The sequence below is a fragment of the Bacillus sp. z50 genome (assembly GCF_058313585.1).
Genome location: NZ_JBZFQL010000001.1, coordinates 215,364 through 232,016, shown reverse-complemented (window position 1 = coordinate 232,016; position 16,653 = coordinate 215,364). Strand labels below are relative to the sequence as shown.

Genomic DNA, 16,653 nt, shown 5'->3' with positions numbered 1-16,653 from the left:
ATACTAACTTCTAATCTTACTATTATTCTTCATTATCAGTATTTTTCTTTCGCAGTAACTGTTTTACGCTGCGTTTTTTTAACTTAGGTGTCAATACATAGAGAAAATCGCCTTCTTTGATCACTGTGTCACCGGTAGGGGTAACCAATTTGTCATCTCTTATGATTGCATTGACCAATGTATGGTCAGGGAATGGTATTTCAATTAGTGTTTTCCCAATCAAGAAAGAGTCCGGTTCCATTTGATATTTCACCATTTCAGCATTGGCCTTACCCAGTGAGACAATTTCAAGTGAATGCTTAGGGGTTTCACTGGCAGGCTCGGCTAATCCAAGTTTGCCAGCCACGAAGGATATGGTGGATCCTTGTATTAAACAACTTGTTAATACAACAAAGAAGACAACATTAAAAATCAGGTGGCTGTCTCCAATGTTTGCAAGTAAGGGAAATGTCGCCAGGACAATTGGTACGGAGCCTTTTAAGCCAGCCCAGGATAAAAATACTCTCTCTTTAAAATTGAAATTCATTTTAATAGTAGAAATGAATACAGCTGCCGGCCTTGCAATCAGGATTAAAATAACAGAAAGCAATAAGCCTTTTAAGATAATTTCAAGTGAAAATAAATCGTCGGGATTAACAAGTAAGCCTAATATAATGAACATTAAAATTTGCATCATCCAGGCAAATCCTTCGGCAAAGAATTGTGTAGCTTTTTCATAGGCGACCTCAGAGTTTCCAATGATAATAGCCATTACATAGACGGCCAGTAATCCACTTCCGTTTAGATTCGCAGTAATACCGTATGTTAATAAAGCGAATGTAACAGCGAAAACAGGGTAAAGGCCAGTTGATTCCAAATTGATCCGATTAAGCACAGCAACGGCTATTTTCCCGAATATCCATCCAAGCAGTAAACCAAGTCCCATCTGGACAATAAAAGATCCAATTAGATTAACCACATTTACTTCAGAAGAGGTAATCATTTCAATACAGGACACGGTTAAAAAGATTGCCATCGGGTCATTGGAACCAGATTCAGCCTCTAATGTTTTACCTGAATGGTCTTGTATGTTTTGTCCTTTTAATACAGCAAATACTGCTGCTGCATCCGTTGATCCAACAATTGAACCGAATAACATAGCTATCAGCCAATCAACATTAAGAATATAATGAGCTGCTATCGTAACTATTGCAGAGGTTATCAAAACACCAATGGTTGCCAGTGAAAGGGAAGGGAGAATAATTGGCCGCAATGATTTCCATTTAGTTTGTATTCCACCTTCAAACAAAATAATAATCAAGGCCAGAACACCAATCGTTTGTGCTAATCCTGCATTCGAAAAATTAATTACGCCGAAGGTATCATTTCCCATGGCCATTCCGACCAGTATAAAAAAGACGAGTGAAGGGACTCCTAATTTTGCTGAGAATTTGGTAGACAGAATTCCGAGGATTAATAGGATCGCTGCTATTAAAATATAAAAATCAGTTGTTAGTACTTCAGATGGCATGAACAATCGACTCACTTTCTGTAAATCTATATAAGCTGTTAATAGAATATATATACCTATCTCCATAATTGCATAATCTTCAAACTTGTTTTTCGAGAATTGCTTTTTATTGAAAGGGAGCAGAAGAGGGGAGAAAATGAAAAACAGGTGCTTTTTTAGCACCTGCTTTCATTAGCGTTTGATAACTACTTTTTCATTTTCAACATCAAATTGTTGAACATCCGCCTTGCTGGCAATTTGAAAATCGCCGATAATGGTATGTTTTAAGGCGAATGATGATAGGGCAAAATTAATGATTTCTTGAGGACTGTATTGATTGTTGATTCCATATAATACGCCAGCTACAAATGAATCGCCCGTACCGATTCGATCAAGAACATTTACTTTAACCGGACCAACTGTGAAGTGCTCTGTTTCAGTTATAATGGCACATCGTAATTCTTGTACATTGTTACCAAGAATATTTCTTTCAGTTGTGTAAATTTGGTCAAACTGATACTCTTTTTGAAACTCTTTTAATAAAGCGATTTTTTCTTCGAATGTGTTAACTTCTCTTTTTTCCTGTCTGATTGTTAGAACGTCCAGGTAACTTCCGATAATAACATCAATATATGGCAGGATTTCGATGTAAGCTTTTCTTGCTTCATCTAATGTCCATAATTTTGCACGATAGTTAAAGTCAAAGCTGATTTTAATGCCTTTTTGTTTTGCCGCCTTGACCAATTCCATAGTCGTTTCACGTGCATTTTTACTTGCACCTAAACTAATTCCGCTGACATGGAGCCATTTAACTTCGGAAAGCATCGCTTCAAAATCATAATCATTTGGCAAAGCTTCAACAAAAGCGGAGTTTTGGCGATCATAAGTGACTTCTGTAGGTCTGATGGAATGACCTTGTTCAACAAAATATAAGCCCATTTTCTTGCCTTTATAGACGATATGATTAGTGTTTACACCATATTTTCTTAACTGTGTGACAGCGGCAAGTCCAAGGTTATTATCTGGTAAGCAAGTAGCATAGGAGGTTTTTTCACCCCAATGACTGAGAGCGACAGCAATATTTGCTTCAGAACCACCATACATCATATCCAGCTGGCTTGCCTGAATTAACATTTGATGATTGGTTGGTGTTAAACGCAACAGCATTTCACCAAATAACATGATTGATTTCAATACGTGCACCTTCTTTATTTGACTAAGAATATAGGAAAGATAGCGACCGGGTATAAACCCAGATCGCTATTTCCATTTTTTAAATTAAGCTTTTTTAATTTTAATTAACTCTTTGTTAATGGCATACATCATTTTTTCAGTAAATATATCATCCGCCATGGATGCCAGCATATCAATTGACATACCTTCTGCCATACCGAACATTGGATTATCCTCATTGAATCCTTTTAAATACTTCTCTAATACTTTCTTAGTTTCTTCATTTTTATATAACTCACCGAGTGTATTGCGAGTAGAATATACATCATCAGTGATAACAAGTTCTTCAATTTCCATGTCTTCATCTAAATCAGGCATGTCAAACCAGTTAGCAACCACTCCGCCAGCATCACTTTCTGGAACTAGGTAGCTTGGATTTGGCTCATCCACTTTATTGAAGTGAGCAGTATCTTCGAATGTATTTCCTTCGGATGTACCGATTGCCTTTACAGTATTCATGCCGTCTTCCAGTGCCACATCATTAAAGGTAAAGGCAGCGCGGTTACGTTCTGCTGTATAGGTAGTCCCGTTTACTACTAACGTTACATCCTCGCAGTTAGAATACACTTTAACTGTAATTTTTTCGTCTGCACGGTCTACAAATCGTTTGCTTGTAATATGCACGAATTTTTCATCAGACCAATTTGCTTTGTACATATAGAATGCATCTTTTTTAATTTTACGGTCGTAAGTCATTAAACCTTTATTATTTCTGCCTTTTACACCGCCTTCATCACGAATGTTGGCTCCGAAATCAAACATATTCCATACATATGTTGACCAAAGGAATGGGCGGTCAGCGAATATATTCCATACAGTTTCATGATATAGAGTATGGTATTCTTCTGTGTAATCTTTTACTTTTGGATCGTTTGTATGGTACTGGATAATACCTTCTGCACCGTACTCAGAGATACCAAGGCTAACTTGTGGGTTCGTTGCATGATAAGCATCAATCCACTCAGCAAAATCTTCTGCCTTACCTTGATACCATCCGTAATATTTATTGTAACCAATCGTGTCGGTGATATAGTTGTATTCATCTGTATCAGGAACAAACATAACGTTGGCCTGTGTAGTTAAACGTGTTGGATCTTCTTTTTTCGTTAACTCATTAAGTTCTTTAACAAGTTTTCTTACTTCTGGTCTGTTACCGCCAATTTGAATCTCATTTTGAACACCCCAGAACATAATGGAAGGGTGGTTGTAATTTTGTCTGATTAACTCAACCATTTGTTGTTTAGCGTTTATACCCTCAAGCTCAGTCTTGGACATGATAGAGATAAACGGAATCTCGGCCCAAACAACCATACCTTCACGGTCACATAAATCATAGAAATATTGATCGTGTTGGTAGTGGGCCAAACGAATGGAAGTAGCGCCCACTTCTTTGATAAATTCCATATCTTCTTTGTGCTCTTTTTTAGTGATTGCCCAGCCCATATCTTTACGATCCTGGTGACGGGAAACCCCATTCAGACGAAGGTGTTCTCCATTTAAGAAGAAGCCTTTTTCAGGGTCCACTTTAAAGTAACGGACACCAAATGGAATGGAAAGTTCATCAATTACATCGTTATAGCTTGTTAAAGATAGGTTAGCTTCATACATATAGGCATTTTTACGGCCATTCCAAAGGATTGGTTTTTCGATTTTGATTGGCAATTCAACAACAGTAGTTTGTCCTGCTGGAAGAACAATCTCTTTTGCTCCATAAGCAGCTGTCTTACCTTCTGCATCAAGCATATCAGCCCATAAACGAACTTTTTTCTCTTCTTCATGATCATTTGTAAGTCTAGTTTTTAGGGTAATGGATGCTTGTTCCTTCGTCACTTCGTCTTGAACGATATAAACACCTTGGGAACCATGATCCATTAAATCAAAATGAACATGGCTAGCAATAACTAAATTAACATCACGGTAAATTCCGCCAAAGAAAGTGAAGTCAGCCATTTGAGGATATACATCTTCAACAACTGTATTGTCGACTTTTACGGCAATCGTATTTTTACCTCCGAAAGTAACAACATCTGTAATATCGAATCTGAAAATAGAGTAACCGCCACGATGTTGGCCAAGGTGTTGTCCATTAACATAAACGTCTGTTACACTATTGCTTCCATTAAATTCGATATACACTTTATTGCCGGCATTTATAGTATCTACAGTAAATTCTTTTCTGTACCAGCATGCTCCTTTATAAAAATCAAATCCATTTGCGCCATCAATCGCATTCCACGTATGAGGGACGTTTACGGACTCCCAATTAGCATCATCATAAACTTGGTTCATTGCATCTTGTACGTTTTCTTTAATGAATTTCCATGCGTCATTCAGATTAATTACTTTTCTCATGTATTGAACTCCCTGTTTATAAATTAATTCAGTAAACAATCAGGATATAAGAACAGATTGTCTTCATATATAGTGTTTACTGAATTAATTTCATTATAGGTATTAATTTTAGAAAAATATCGTACAATTTTTGTTTTTTTAGTATTATTTTTAGTTCGTGATGGCGTTTTCATTGTATAATGAAAATAAAAAAGTGAATTTTAAAGGATGATTAGATTGAATCAGGAACAGATAAAAGTATACGCTCAGCTATGTAATCTGGTCAGTTCAATTGTTAAATTGGATGTAAAACTGCTTGACCTGGATGGAAATAAAATTATCCTAATGGCTAAACACCAGATACCAAGTGGATTGGCAAATAACGAAGAGGAAAATAAATCAATCACGGAATTGTTAAAGGCGAGCAAAAAAAATGAATATTTACATTATATTAATTCGGCTAAATTGGAATGTATTTTTGCTGGAATATGGAAAGATGATCAATATGCAGGCACAGTGATGGTTGGCCCTTTTTTGTCTGATTTACCTTCAGATTTATTTATCAGCCAAATTATCTCCTCTCAAAGTTTACCCATTAGTGACAGAAAGCAATATCAAGATTTCTACGAGACTTTATCAATCCTAAGTCAGGAAGAAATAAGAAGTATTGGAGAGTTATTAGTAAATTTGTGTCCTCACAACTATATTTCGTCATCACAGCTGGTTACACCGACTTTTAATAAACAAAGTAATCCAGTAAAACCTATTCAGGATGAAGAAGAAGATCGTGAAAAGATTATTGAACACCGTTATAAAATAGAAAAAAGGGTTATAGATGCTATTGCAAGAGGGGATAAGGAAGGAGCATTAAAGCAATTAACGGGTTTAACTGATGTACATCTAAAAAATAGAGTTCCGGAAAATCCAATTCGATCGTCGAAAAACCTAACATTTGTTCAGAATACGTTATTTAGAATTGCTGCTGAAAAAGGCGGAGTTCATCCGGTTTATTTACATGATGTATCAGAAAAATATGCTATTCTGATTGAAAGAGCAGATAATCTACCATATTTACACAAGCTTATTAGGAGTATGCTTGATGCATATTGTGAACTCGTTAATGAGTTCTCAACACGAAAGTTTAGTCCAATCGTCAAAAACGCTGTGCAATATATTAATTTCAATTTGGAAAGCCCTTTGATGCTTAATGAAATAGCAGAGTCTATTCATGTGAATCCATCACATTTATCAAAAAAATTTAAAATGGAGACCGGACAAAGTATTACTGATTTCATCAATTTAAAAAGAATCGAAGCAGCCAAGTTATATTTATCAAATGGAATTATGTCAATCACTGATGTTGCTTACCTAGTTGGTTTTAATGATGTAAATTACTTCAGTAGAATTTTTAAACGGATTACATCTATGACACCATCTCAATATGTAAAAGGAACCGGATTAACAGGTGAGTAAACTTTTTTCTCTGGCATAATAGACCCGAATTAATAATTCTATTTAATTAGTAAGATCAGCGAATACACTTAATAATAGAAAGAGAGAATCAATCTTTGAAAGTAATAGACTATCTGAAGGAGAAATTTCCATCTATCGAATTAATGCCAAGTATATATAATCAATGGGACATAGGAATCCACTTTACGCTCGGTGGTACTAATTATCAGTTCAAAGAAAATGGTGAACTAAATTGTGAAAGATTTAGGCTAGTGTACAAGCAACTTGATACGATCTTTAATCAATTATTTGAGCAATATGATGACGTATTCCTTGTAACGAATATGTACACGTATAAAACTAATGTAAAGCATACGAGAAAGTTGAAGGTATATGAACCTTTTCTAAAGTATAGAAATTCTTTAAATCATATTCAGGTGAGAACATGTCCATATCCTTTTGAGTTAGATGAAGAAGAATATGAAACGCAGCAATTTTCCTTATTGTGTAAAACAAAGGACATACGCATAACTGAATTATTAAAAGCAGCAACTCACGAAGATTTTCCTCTAAAGCCAAGATTCGGAGGGGACGCCATTCATTATCCGGATGTCTTCTTAGTGAACATCACTAAAGACCTTATTTTATTTGTCTATGATGACCGTGGGTGTGAGGTTATTGCTATAGACGCTGAACGACTGCGCCCGCTATATGAACAACATAAGGATTGGGTGGAAGATGTGGATCGGCAGAAGATTGAACGAGCGTTGAACCGGAGAAGCAATTGATAAATTAAAAGAAGTGCAGTCATCGTCTATGATGCTGCACTTCTGCTGTATTGCTTATTTTTTCTGATGCAATATATAAATATTACCTTGGTCCCAGTTTAATTAATAAAATCACCTTAAATTATAACTGGCTGTTTGGCATAAATGCTGAACAGTTTTTTTGCCGATTTCAAAATAGCAGAGAAAGAATTTTGTCGAATCTTTTTCATAATTAACAGCAGGTTATTTACATAAATGTAACGAAATGGTAATAGTCTTCAATTTAAAAATCAGTGAAGACAAAAAGGGGAGAAAGAATGAAAAAGATAGTAGCTGTCATAGCCGCTACCGCATTGCTGCTCACGTCGGGTACAAGTGGGGTATTTGCTGCGGCAAAGGTGAGTTCAATAAACCAAAAGGGAGATGAAATCCGCAGTTCCGAAAAAATTTACAAACCAACAACGAAGAAATATGACGAATATATTCAGGCAGACACCTTGGTTATTAAGCATAGTGGATCGTTATCTAAGAAAACCCTGACCAAATATAAGGGGAAAGTGATGAAGTCTGGCGGGAACCTTGGTTATTCAGTTGTAAAATTTAAAACAGCATCCGCAGCTAAACAAGCTTACACGGAATTAAGTAAATCTAATTCGGTCACATCGATTTCGCCGAGCGTAAAGTATAAAACTTCTTCTGTCAAAACCGATCCTAAGATCAGTCAACAATATTATAACAAGCTGTTAAACTTACCTGCTGCACAGAAAAAAGCAGGGAAAAATAAAGTATTGGTGGCTGTGATTGATACGGGAATTGATAAAAATCATCCTGAATTAAAAAACAAAATTGTATCAAGCTATAATGTCCATAATCCAGTTAACGCCTCATTGCCGGAGGATCATGGCACACATGTAGCCGGCATAATTGCAGCTGAGAAGAATAATGGAATTGGCGGATATGGCATAAATCCAAATGCCTCGGTTTTATCTATTGATGTATTTAATAGAGAATGGGGTGCGTATGATTACAATATCGCAGAAGGTGTTTTATATGCGATTAAAAAGAAAGCGAAGGTAATTAATTTAAGCTTAGGTGGCCCATTCAGTTCACCGGTTCTTGAAGCCGCAATCAAAAAAGCGAAAGCGGCTGGAATTGTGATTGTTGCTGCGGCTGGTAATGAAGGATCTGATATGAAAGGTTACCCGGCTGCATATGAAGGAGTCATTAGTGTCGGTGCTGTGAATAAAAGCAAAACACTGACATCCTGGTCATCCTATGGTGTATCGACAGATTTGGTAGCACCTGGGGATAATGTTTATGCACCAATCTATGATTATGAGAAAAAATCGACTTTTGCTTCATTTAGCGGCACATCGATGGCAGCTCCAATGGTGACTGGTACGGTTTCTTTATTATTATCTAAATATCCTAAATTAAAACCGGAACAGGTAGAATACATCTTGAAGAAAACAGCTACCGATTTGAGTACGAAGGGCTACGATAAGAAATATGGATATGGACTAATCAACCCATCATCTGCTTTAAGCTTTGATATTAAAAAAATTCCATCCTTAACTACTGCCGTGTGGAATAAGGATACAATTATGAAAAGTGCTAAAACGGTTGGCAGCAGCTATACGGTGAAAAAAACATTTATGAAACCTTTGGAACAGCACTGGATTAAGCATACCGTAAAAAAAGGTGAAACATATCAAATCAATTTAATGGGATCTAAAGTGTTTGATTCCCAATTACTTGTGAATATGTATGGAAAGGATAAATCAAGCACGAAAAAAATCGATGATGTCACTGAAGGTAAAACAGAGGGTTATTACTTTAAAGCACCATACGATGGTACTTTGACCGTTGGTGTTAAAGATATTAGCGGAAATTACGATGTGGCCGGAAGCAAATTATCTGAATATGAATTAGTATTCAAAAAAGTAACTGTTTCAAAAGATGAATCCGGTAAAGAAAACCCGATTATAATACCAAAATTGTCATATGATACTACCGGTAAAAAAATGCATCTTGTTGGCGAAAATGGAGATGATGATTATTTTCAATTTACAACGGGTGAAAAAGAGGAAAACATTAAGCTTTCTGTAAATGGTACACCTGGTGCAGACGTCAGCATGTTTGTCTATGCTTTGACAGACATTAGAGATGAAGAGGAGTTGGAAGAAAAGGAGGAAATTACTGAAGGTGAGGGTATGAGTAAGGAAGCAGATGGAGACATAGAGGATGGTAACTCAGAAGAAGAGCCAACGCATGTTAATATTCTTGAACAGGAAATTAACAGCGGCACCATCGGAGAAAGTGAACAGGATGTATTCACTGCTGAGCCTAAAACAACCTATACCATTAAAATTTCTAACAAATATGAAGGATATTCCGAAAGTTTCTTTGACTTTTTTATCCTTTCAGAAGGATTCGAATCATCGGCTACCAAGATAACTGGTGCAATCAGACAAAACGGTGATCCCTATATTTTCAAGGCCAGCCTAGTCAAAATGCCAGCGGACGAGGATGGAATTCATTCCATTTATGATCGTGATGAAGAGTATGACGAAGAAGAAGAATATGTTGGTGATGATGAAGAATATTGGGAAGAAGAAGGCGACGATGAAGTAATTGAAATGCTGAATGAAATGGCCATTCCGTATAAATTAACAAGTGAAAAATCGGGTTATTTACAGTCACGCTATGATGAAGATTGGTATAAAGTCAATGTAACATCAGCAGGAATCCATGCCTTTGATTTAGGTACAGCTAAACATTCGTACTCCATTTATCAGGTCGTTGAATCTGAAGGTGAAGACGGAAATGAAATCCGTTTACTAGAAGCAGTTGCTGATAATTATGATCCATTTACCGGCAAAAAGCTTAATACGTTTTATGCCTCACTTGAAGCTGGAAAAACCTATTATATGAAGATTGAGATGGATTGGATGTCTGATTCCTATTCTACGGATAAATATTTCTTTGAATCAAGATTGGTAGGTAAGCCTGCTGATAAATACGAGAACAACGATTCTATGAAAAACGTAAAGACTCTTCCTGGTACTACTGTTAAAGGAGATTACGCAAAATTATCGGATACGGATCTGTTTAGATACACAGCCAAAGCATCTGGTAACTATGCATTAACGGTGGATAATAATAAACCAAGCACACCAGGACTCCCTGCGCTAGTTAAAGGTGATGTTTATTCGTATATTGCCGTAATGGAAGATAAAAATAATAACAAGAATGTAGATGATGCGGATTTAGATACGATTAAATATATAGATTCCTATTATGATCCTGCAGGTGCATATGGCTCACATTATTTCCAAAAGGGTAAAGCGTATTTTATCGCGATTATGGGTGATGGGGAATATTTACCATTCTCTTTAACTCAATATACGTTTAAGCTCAGTCAAGTGAATCACAAAGATGAAGATGCCGGGACTGTTATTAAGAAAAATAAACCATCAAAACCAATCAGCTTTAAGAAATCGAAGGGAAAATGGGAGAAAACAGGCCGATTTAACGCATTTAATACAAAGAAAAATGATGAAGATTGGTACAAGCTTAAAGTGGATAAAGCCTTCAGCGGTCAAATCACTTTAAGTGGCGGCAGAGAATTGGATGGAGCCTTTGAGGTTTATCAAAATGGCAAAAAAATCGCCGGCTCTGACCGATATGCTGGAAATGATACAGAAGTTTTAAATATCAGTCTTAAAAAAGGTACCTATTATATAAAATTAAAAGATGCTCAAGGTTCTGCTTCTCTGTCACCGTACACAATCCGCGTGCAAGAAAAGAAATAGGTACTTAGAAGGTTTCCAGGTTTTCTGGAAACCTTTTTTACACTTCTTCCTTCTGAATGGGGAGTTGGTTTTGAAGATTTCGTTCGTTTTTAATTAGTTTGACAAGAATGCTCCAGAATTGTTTTTGGATAATGGGATCTGATGTGATTGGCTTAATTTTCTCCCATAAATGATGAAGGTCATTCTGTCTCATGTTTTTCACCCCACTTTTGCTTTGCCATCTTTTTGCATATTTTTTTGATGAAACGATTCGGATGAGAATTGGATAGTTCTTTTATTAGTTTGGATGCTATTTCTTGATCTGTTTGGTGTTGACTTTGAGAAATCAATATACGAGCCATTGACGAAATAGCCATTATATCTGAATCTCTTAATGTAGCCAATTGGCTGGCCGCCTTTAACTCTTCCGGTGTTTTTTTAAACGGTGAAAGAGTAGTTAAAGAGTAGCTTATTTCATTATTTAAGTCACTTATAATTGCATCGATTGATTCTGGTTTTTCTATATTCAATGAAAATCTCCTTTCAGAATAACTATGTTGTTATTTTTTAAGCTTACTATAAAGGCTATTGCGGAGTAAAAGATTGAGCAAAAAGCATGATTAGATTATTCATGGTGTGAATAACTATCGTATTTCATTAATAAATTTTTTTGAATTATTATAATATTGTAAAATAATTGAAACTTTCAGTGATATTCAACCGTATAAAATGGTAAGATTATCCTAGGAGGTTGATAAGATGTTTGAGTTTTTTAAACGAATGAAGACGGTGGTCAGTTCAGAATTGTATGCACTCATTGAAAAAGCAGAAGATCCCATTAAAATGGCCGACCAATACCTAAGAGAAATGAATCAAGAAATTGAAGAAGCAGAGAAGACAACTGCAAAGGTCATGGCTGAGGAGAAATTAACCCACAGAAAAATCACCGATTTAAAATTACTGATTGAAAAACGTAATACTCAGGCAATGGAAGCCATTCAAGCTGGTAAAGAGACGCTTGCAAAACAAGCTTTAGAAAACAAACTTCAGCTCGGGATTGAGCTTGCCTCATTGGAGAATTTGCATGAACAGGCTAAACAAAATGTCAAGGATTTGCAAAATCGACTGCGAGAAATGAAAGCTGATTATCAGGAACTTGTGATGCGCAGAGATACATTAAAGGCAAGAGCGCTTTCTGCTAAAGTGCAAACTTCAGTAAATCGTTCTTTCCATACAGAAAGTCGAAATTCGGCCAAAGCTGGATTTGAACGAATGGAACAAAAAGTAATGGAATATGAAGCAGAAGCGGAAGTCAGTAAAGAGCTTAAAAGTAATCATCTTGAAATTGATAATGAGTTTAAAAAGATGGAAACCGAAAAATTAGTTGAATCAGAATTACAAAGATTAAAGGATTCATTGAATAGCGAAAAATAACTGATAAAGGGTTGATTAGTATGGAATTTTTAGGGGTGGAATTAGCTGATTTTTTCTTATATTCACTGATTATATCCGGTATCCTTACGTTTTTCTTCATATTATTTAATGATCTGTTTGCCGGATTAGACCTCCCTGACTTTTTAAACCCAACCCTTATACTAAGCTTTTTGACCATTGCAAGCGGATCAGGGTATGTGCTTGTTTCTTTAACCTCATTGCGGGCACTTCCCATTTTTTTTATTTCCTTCGCAATTGCTTTTATACTTGTCTCTATTATTAATCTATTCGTTTTAGTCCCCTTGTCGGCAGCTCATGAATCTTTAACGATAACCGAGGATGAACTAAAGGGACGGTTGGGAAAAGTGATAACATCAGTACCTGTTAATGGGTATGGTGAAGTATTAATAACAAGTAAAAGCGGAACGTTTTCAAAGCCGGCCGTAAGTTTTGACCAAGAAGCGATACCATCTGAGACAAAGGTATTAATCATTGATATCCAAAATGGTGTTCTGCATGTCAGTCCACATGAAGAATTAAATGAACTGGGATAGGAGAGTGGGAGTAGTATGACATTAATCTACGGTATTGTTGGTGCAGTGGTATTTATTTTATTAGCCCTTATAGGAGTTTTTGTTACAAAATATAGAACAGCTGGTCCTGATGAAGCATTGATTGTCACGGGCAGTTACTTAGGCAGTAAAAATGTACATATTGATGAATCCGGAAATCGAATCAAAATTGTACGCGGAGGAGGGACCTTCGTTCTTCCAGTATTCCAGCAAGCTGAGCCGTTGAGCTTATTATCGAGTAAATTAGAGGTTTCAACACCGGAAGTATATACCGAACAGGGTGTGCCGGTAATGGCCGATGGTGTATCCATTATTAAAATAGGTAATACCATTTCTGAAATTGCAACGGCTGCTGAACAATTTTTAGGGAAAACGAAGGATGACCGTGAACAGGAAGCAAGAGAAGTACTGGAAGGGCATCTACGCTCCATTCTTGGTTCGATGACAGTTGAGGAAATCTATAAAAACCGTGAAAAATTTTCACAGGAAGTGCAGAGGGTTGCCTCACAGGATTTAGCGAAAATGGGATTGGTTATCGTTTCATTTACAATTAAAGATGTACGTGATAAAAATGGATATTTGGAATCGCTTGGTAAACCGAGAATAGCTCAGGTGAAAAGGGATGCGGATATCGCAACAGCCGAAGCCGATAAAGAAACACGGATCAAACGGGCTGAAGCATCCAAGGAAGCGCAAAAAGCTGAACTTGAACGTGCAACTGAAATCGCAGAGGCAGAAAAATTAAATCAATTGAAAATTGCTGAATTCAGACGTGAACAGGATATTGCTAAAGCAAAAGCCGATCAGGCATATGATTTGGAGACTGCACGTTCTAAGCAAGATGTTACGGAACAAGAGATGCAAATTAAAATCATTGAGCGGCAGAAGCTGATTGAATTAGAAGAAAAAGAAATTTTACGCCGTGAAAAGCAATATGATTCTGAAGTGAAGAAAAAGGCGGATGCAGATCGCTACGCAGTTGAACAAGCAGCTTCTGCGGAAAAAACAAAGCAATTAACTGAAGCCGATGCCAATCAATATCGCATCGAAGCAATGGCGAGAGCGGAAGCAGAGAGAGTACGTTTAGATGGTCTTGCAAAAGCGGAAGCACAAAGAGCACAAGGGGTTTCCGAAGCGGATATCATTCGTTTAAAAGGTTTGGCGGAAGCGGAAGCAAAGCAAAAAATCGCAGAAGCCTTCGAGCAATTTGGTCAGGCTGCTGTTATGGATATGATGTTAAAAATGCTTCCGGAATATGCAAGGGAAGTGGCTAAACCGCTGAGCAGTATTGATAAAATTACGATTGTTGATACAGGGAGCGGCGGTACAGGCGGCGGCGCCAATAAAGTGACCGGATATGCGACGAATTTAATGGCAACTTTACAAGAGTCATTAAAAGCATCCTCCGGTATCGACATGAAAGAGTTAATTGAAAGCTTTGCAGGTAAAAATTCAGGCGTCAGTCCCAGAATAAACCTTGAAGAAGAGTTGGCTAAAACTGAGATTCCTATTGTTAAGGGACTTGATCGTACTCCAGATCAACTCTAAATAAACAATAAACAAACCTGAGTTCATATGGGCTCAGGTTGTTTCTTGTTTATTACGGATATTAGGATTGAATAAACTCAAAATCTTCTAGAGTATATAACCATTATTCAGAAATACGCTTAACCGTGATTTCTAATTCTATGTCTACATTGTCTTTGAGAGCACGGCTGACCATGCAGGATGCTTCAGCTTTTTGGGCTAGTTTTTGGACAAGTCCGATATCTTCTTTTGTTGCAGAGTCCTTTAGTATAATCGTTGGCCGATGAATGATCTTTTTATAGGTAAACACACCATTTGTTACATCGACAATTCCCGCTGACTGTAAGGTTAACCCTTCTTTTTCTAAATAGCTGCGTTCCATCATGGCTGCCAGCGTAATAATATAACAGGTTGCTGCAGCACCAAGTAACATTTCATCAGGATTTGTTCCGATTCCAGGTCCATCCATTTCCTCCGGTATCGAAACTTTAGTATGAAGGTTTTTAGTATGTATTTCTCCTATATCGTTTCGTAATCCAGGCCAAACAGCCTCTAAAATAAATTGATGCTCTGCCATTATAAAGTCCCCTTTATTTTACTATTATCTTCATTTTAATGCGTAAATGAATCTAATTCACACAAAGTGCTTAAATATAGTTGAAAAGGAGTTTTTATTTTTAATCGTCTAACCATACTTTAGGACAAGGTTGGAACATATTATTATGTTAGAAAATTAATGGTTGAAGATCTATTTTTGTAGACCAGTATCCTTTAGGGAGTGAAAACATACAGTGCAAATTCAACTAGTGGTTATATTTTCACTTTATGATATTTTTATATACTATATTAGATAATATTACATATAGTAATGCTAATAATATTCATTGTTTCATTGACTAAACAATATTTGACAGTGGGTATTTTATATTTGACATATTCCTGACACATTATATGATTATAGTATTGTTAACAGACAACATAAATTTTATTTCGATAGGAGTTATATTATGACCAACGAGACAAAGAATACTTCAGATACAGAAGAGAAAGCTACTGAAATAAAAACAGATCAAACAAAAAAACGTAAAAATAAAAAATGGATTGCTGGTATTGCAGCAGCTGCCGTATTAACTGCAGCTATAGCTGGCGGGGCATATGCTTATACTAAATCTCAAACAGTAGGCAGTGTCAATGGCGACCGTATTACTAAAAGTGAATTATATGACACAATGGCCAATGTGTATGGAGCTTCTGCTGTAGATAGCTTAGTTACGATGAAGGTTATTGAAAAGGAAGCAGATGAGCGCAATATAAAAGTTAATGATAGTGAAATTAATAAAGAAGTAGATGCATATATAGAAAGCTATGGTGGAGAGGATGCTTTAAAATCAGCACTTGAAGCTAGCAGTTTAACTCTTGATGATTTAAAAGAGGATATAGCGGTAAATATTAAAATCGAAAAGTTAATGCAGGAAGATATTGAAATCACTGAGGATGAAGTAAAAGCTTATTATGAAGAGAATAAAGCAAATTATGATCAATCTGAACAAGTTGAAGTTAGCCACATCCTTGTTGAAGACGAAGACAAAGCAAAGGAATTATTGAAAAAAATCAAAGACGGCGAGGATTTTGCTGAACTCGCCAAAGAAAATTCCACTGATACAGCATCTGCTGAAAATGGTGGAGAGCTCGGCTATATTTCTGAAGGAGAAATGGTAGAAGAGTTTGAAAAAGCAGCATTCGCTTTAGAAGTTGATGAAGTAAGTGATGTGGTTAAATCAGAATATGGCTACCACATTATTAAAGCTACAGGCCATAAAGAAGCTAAAGAATCCACTTATGAAGAATCAAAAGAGGATGCTAAAGAAGCCGCTCTAAGCGAAAAGATATCTTCTGAGTACAGCACATGGTTGGAAGATTTAAAGAAAGATTATAAAATTAAAAATAAATTTGAATAATTATGTATAAATGATTAAGAGCAAGCCGTTACTGGTTTGCTCTTTTTTGTTTGAGAAGAAGAAATTTTTGTACTTTCTAACATAGGGATATATAGT

General features: G+C 36.3%; 13 protein-coding genes. 7 read left to right on the top strand and 6 right to left on the bottom strand.

What is annotated here, in order from left to right:
* Positions 1-22 precede the first annotated feature (22 nt).
* From AC4G3N_RS01030 to AC4G3N_RS01020, 3 genes are all read right to left on the bottom strand, one after another.
* Positions 23-1,510 carry a potassium/proton antiporter gene (locus tag AC4G3N_RS01030; RefSeq protein WP_140461673.1) on the bottom strand — a complete coding sequence of 496 codons (1,488 nt, stop codon included), beginning with the start codon at positions 1,508-1,510 and terminating at the stop codon, positions 23-25.
* A 171-nt stretch (positions 1,511-1,681) separates the two neighbouring features.
* On the bottom strand, positions 1,682-2,683 hold the full coding sequence (locus tag AC4G3N_RS01025) for a PfkB family carbohydrate kinase (protein ID WP_491089566.1): 1,002 nt from the start codon (positions 2,681-2,683) through the stop codon (positions 1,682-1,684).
* Between the two features lie 84 nt (positions 2,684-2,767).
* Complete coding sequence (locus tag AC4G3N_RS01020) at positions 2,768-5,074, bottom strand: glycoside hydrolase family 2 protein (protein ID WP_491089565.1); 2,307 nt, start codon at positions 5,072-5,074, stop codon at positions 2,768-2,770.
* Positions 5,075-5,290: 216 nt separating this feature from the next.
* Between AC4G3N_RS01020 and AC4G3N_RS01015 the strand changes: the two genes are divergently transcribed.
* The 3 genes from AC4G3N_RS01015 to AC4G3N_RS01005 all read left to right on the top strand — a co-directional run bounded on the left by AC4G3N_RS01015 (position 5,291) and on the right by AC4G3N_RS01005 (position 11,087).
* Positions 5,291-6,526, top strand: a complete 1,236-nt coding sequence (locus AC4G3N_RS01015; RefSeq protein ID WP_491089564.1) for a helix-turn-helix domain-containing protein — start codon at positions 5,291-5,293, stop codon at positions 6,524-6,526.
* Between the two features lie 95 nt (positions 6,527-6,621).
* Positions 6,622-7,293 (top strand): DUF3885 domain-containing protein, encoded by a 672-nt coding sequence (locus tag AC4G3N_RS01010; RefSeq protein WP_491089563.1) that lies wholly within the window; start codon positions 6,622-6,624, stop codon positions 7,291-7,293.
* 296 nt (positions 7,294-7,589) lie between these two features.
* Positions 7,590-11,087: a S8 family peptidase gene (locus tag AC4G3N_RS01005; protein ID WP_491089562.1), complete on the top strand. Its 3,498-nt coding sequence runs from the start codon at positions 7,590-7,592 to the stop codon at positions 11,085-11,087.
* Positions 11,088-11,124: 37 nt separating this feature from the next.
* Here AC4G3N_RS01005 and AC4G3N_RS01000 read toward each other — a convergent pair whose 3' ends face one another.
* A complete protein-coding gene (locus tag AC4G3N_RS01000; RefSeq protein WP_175354253.1) occupies positions 11,125-11,280 on the bottom strand; it encodes a hypothetical protein in 156 nt (51 codons plus the stop codon).
* Positions 11,267-11,596, bottom strand: coding sequence for a hypothetical protein (locus AC4G3N_RS00995; protein WP_066103604.1), 330 nt, complete (start codon positions 11,594-11,596; stop codon positions 11,267-11,269). The genes AC4G3N_RS01000 and AC4G3N_RS00995 overlap by 14 nt, the downstream gene beginning before the upstream one ends.
* Positions 11,597-11,825: 229 nt before the next feature.
* On the opposite strand from AC4G3N_RS00995, the gene AC4G3N_RS00990 reads away from it, so the two are divergent.
* The 3 genes from AC4G3N_RS00990 to floT are packed head-to-tail and all read left to right on the top strand — an operon-like array spanning position 11,826 to position 14,620.
* The gene (locus AC4G3N_RS00990; protein WP_490558022.1) at positions 11,826-12,500 is read left to right on the top strand and encodes a PspA/IM30 family protein; all 675 of its coding nucleotides are present in this window, start codon (positions 11,826-11,828) and stop codon (positions 12,498-12,500) included.
* A gap of 20 nt (positions 12,501-12,520) precedes the next feature.
* Positions 12,521-13,054 (top strand): NfeD family protein, encoded by a 534-nt coding sequence (locus AC4G3N_RS00985; protein WP_066103608.1) that lies wholly within the window; start codon positions 12,521-12,523, stop codon positions 13,052-13,054.
* 15 nt (positions 13,055-13,069) lie between these two features.
* Complete coding sequence (floT, locus tag AC4G3N_RS00980; protein ID WP_066103610.1) at positions 13,070-14,620, top strand: flotillin lipid rafts scaffold protein FloT; 1,551 nt, start codon at positions 13,070-13,072, stop codon at positions 14,618-14,620.
* A gap of 103 nt (positions 14,621-14,723) precedes the next feature.
* Here floT and AC4G3N_RS00975 read toward each other — a convergent pair whose 3' ends face one another.
* The gene (locus AC4G3N_RS00975) at positions 14,724-15,176 is read right to left on the bottom strand and encodes an OsmC family protein (RefSeq protein WP_066103613.1); all 453 of its coding nucleotides are present in this window, start codon (positions 15,174-15,176) and stop codon (positions 14,724-14,726) included.
* A 430-nt stretch (positions 15,177-15,606) separates the two neighbouring features.
* Between AC4G3N_RS00975 and AC4G3N_RS00970 the strand changes: the two genes are divergently transcribed.
* Positions 15,607-16,557 carry a peptidylprolyl isomerase gene (locus AC4G3N_RS00970; protein ID WP_077248015.1) on the top strand — a complete coding sequence of 317 codons (951 nt, stop codon included), beginning with the start codon at positions 15,607-15,609 and terminating at the stop codon, positions 16,555-16,557.
* Positions 16,558-16,653 lie beyond the last annotated feature (96 nt).

Bases quoted from the DNA above. Each gene is read 5' to 3' on its own strand.
- AC4G3N_RS01030 (WP_140461673.1), bottom strand. From the start codon at position 1,510: ATGCCATCTGAAGTACTAACAACTGATTTTTATATTTTAATAGCAGCG.
- AC4G3N_RS01020 (WP_491089565.1), bottom strand. From the start codon at position 5,074: ATGAGAAAAGTAATTAATCTGAATGACGCATGGAAATTCATTAAAGAA.
- AC4G3N_RS01005 (WP_491089562.1), top strand. From the start codon at position 7,590: ATGAAAAAGATAGTAGCTGTCATAGCCGCTACCGCATTGCTGCTCACG.
- AC4G3N_RS01000 (WP_175354253.1), bottom strand. From the start codon at position 11,280: ATGAGACAGAATGACCTTCATCATTTATGGGAGAAAATTAAGCCAATC.
- AC4G3N_RS00990 (WP_490558022.1), top strand. From the start codon at position 11,826: ATGTTTGAGTTTTTTAAACGAATGAAGACGGTGGTCAGTTCAGAATTG.
- AC4G3N_RS00985 (WP_066103608.1), top strand. From the start codon at position 12,521: ATGGAATTTTTAGGGGTGGAATTAGCTGATTTTTTCTTATATTCACTG.
- floT (WP_066103610.1), top strand. From the start codon at position 13,070: ATGACATTAATCTACGGTATTGTTGGTGCAGTGGTATTTATTTTATTA.
- AC4G3N_RS00975 (WP_066103613.1), bottom strand. From the start codon at position 15,176: ATGGCAGAGCATCAATTTATTTTAGAGGCTGTTTGGCCTGGATTACGA.
- AC4G3N_RS00970 (WP_077248015.1), top strand. From the start codon at position 15,607: ATGACCAACGAGACAAAGAATACTTCAGATACAGAAGAGAAAGCTACT.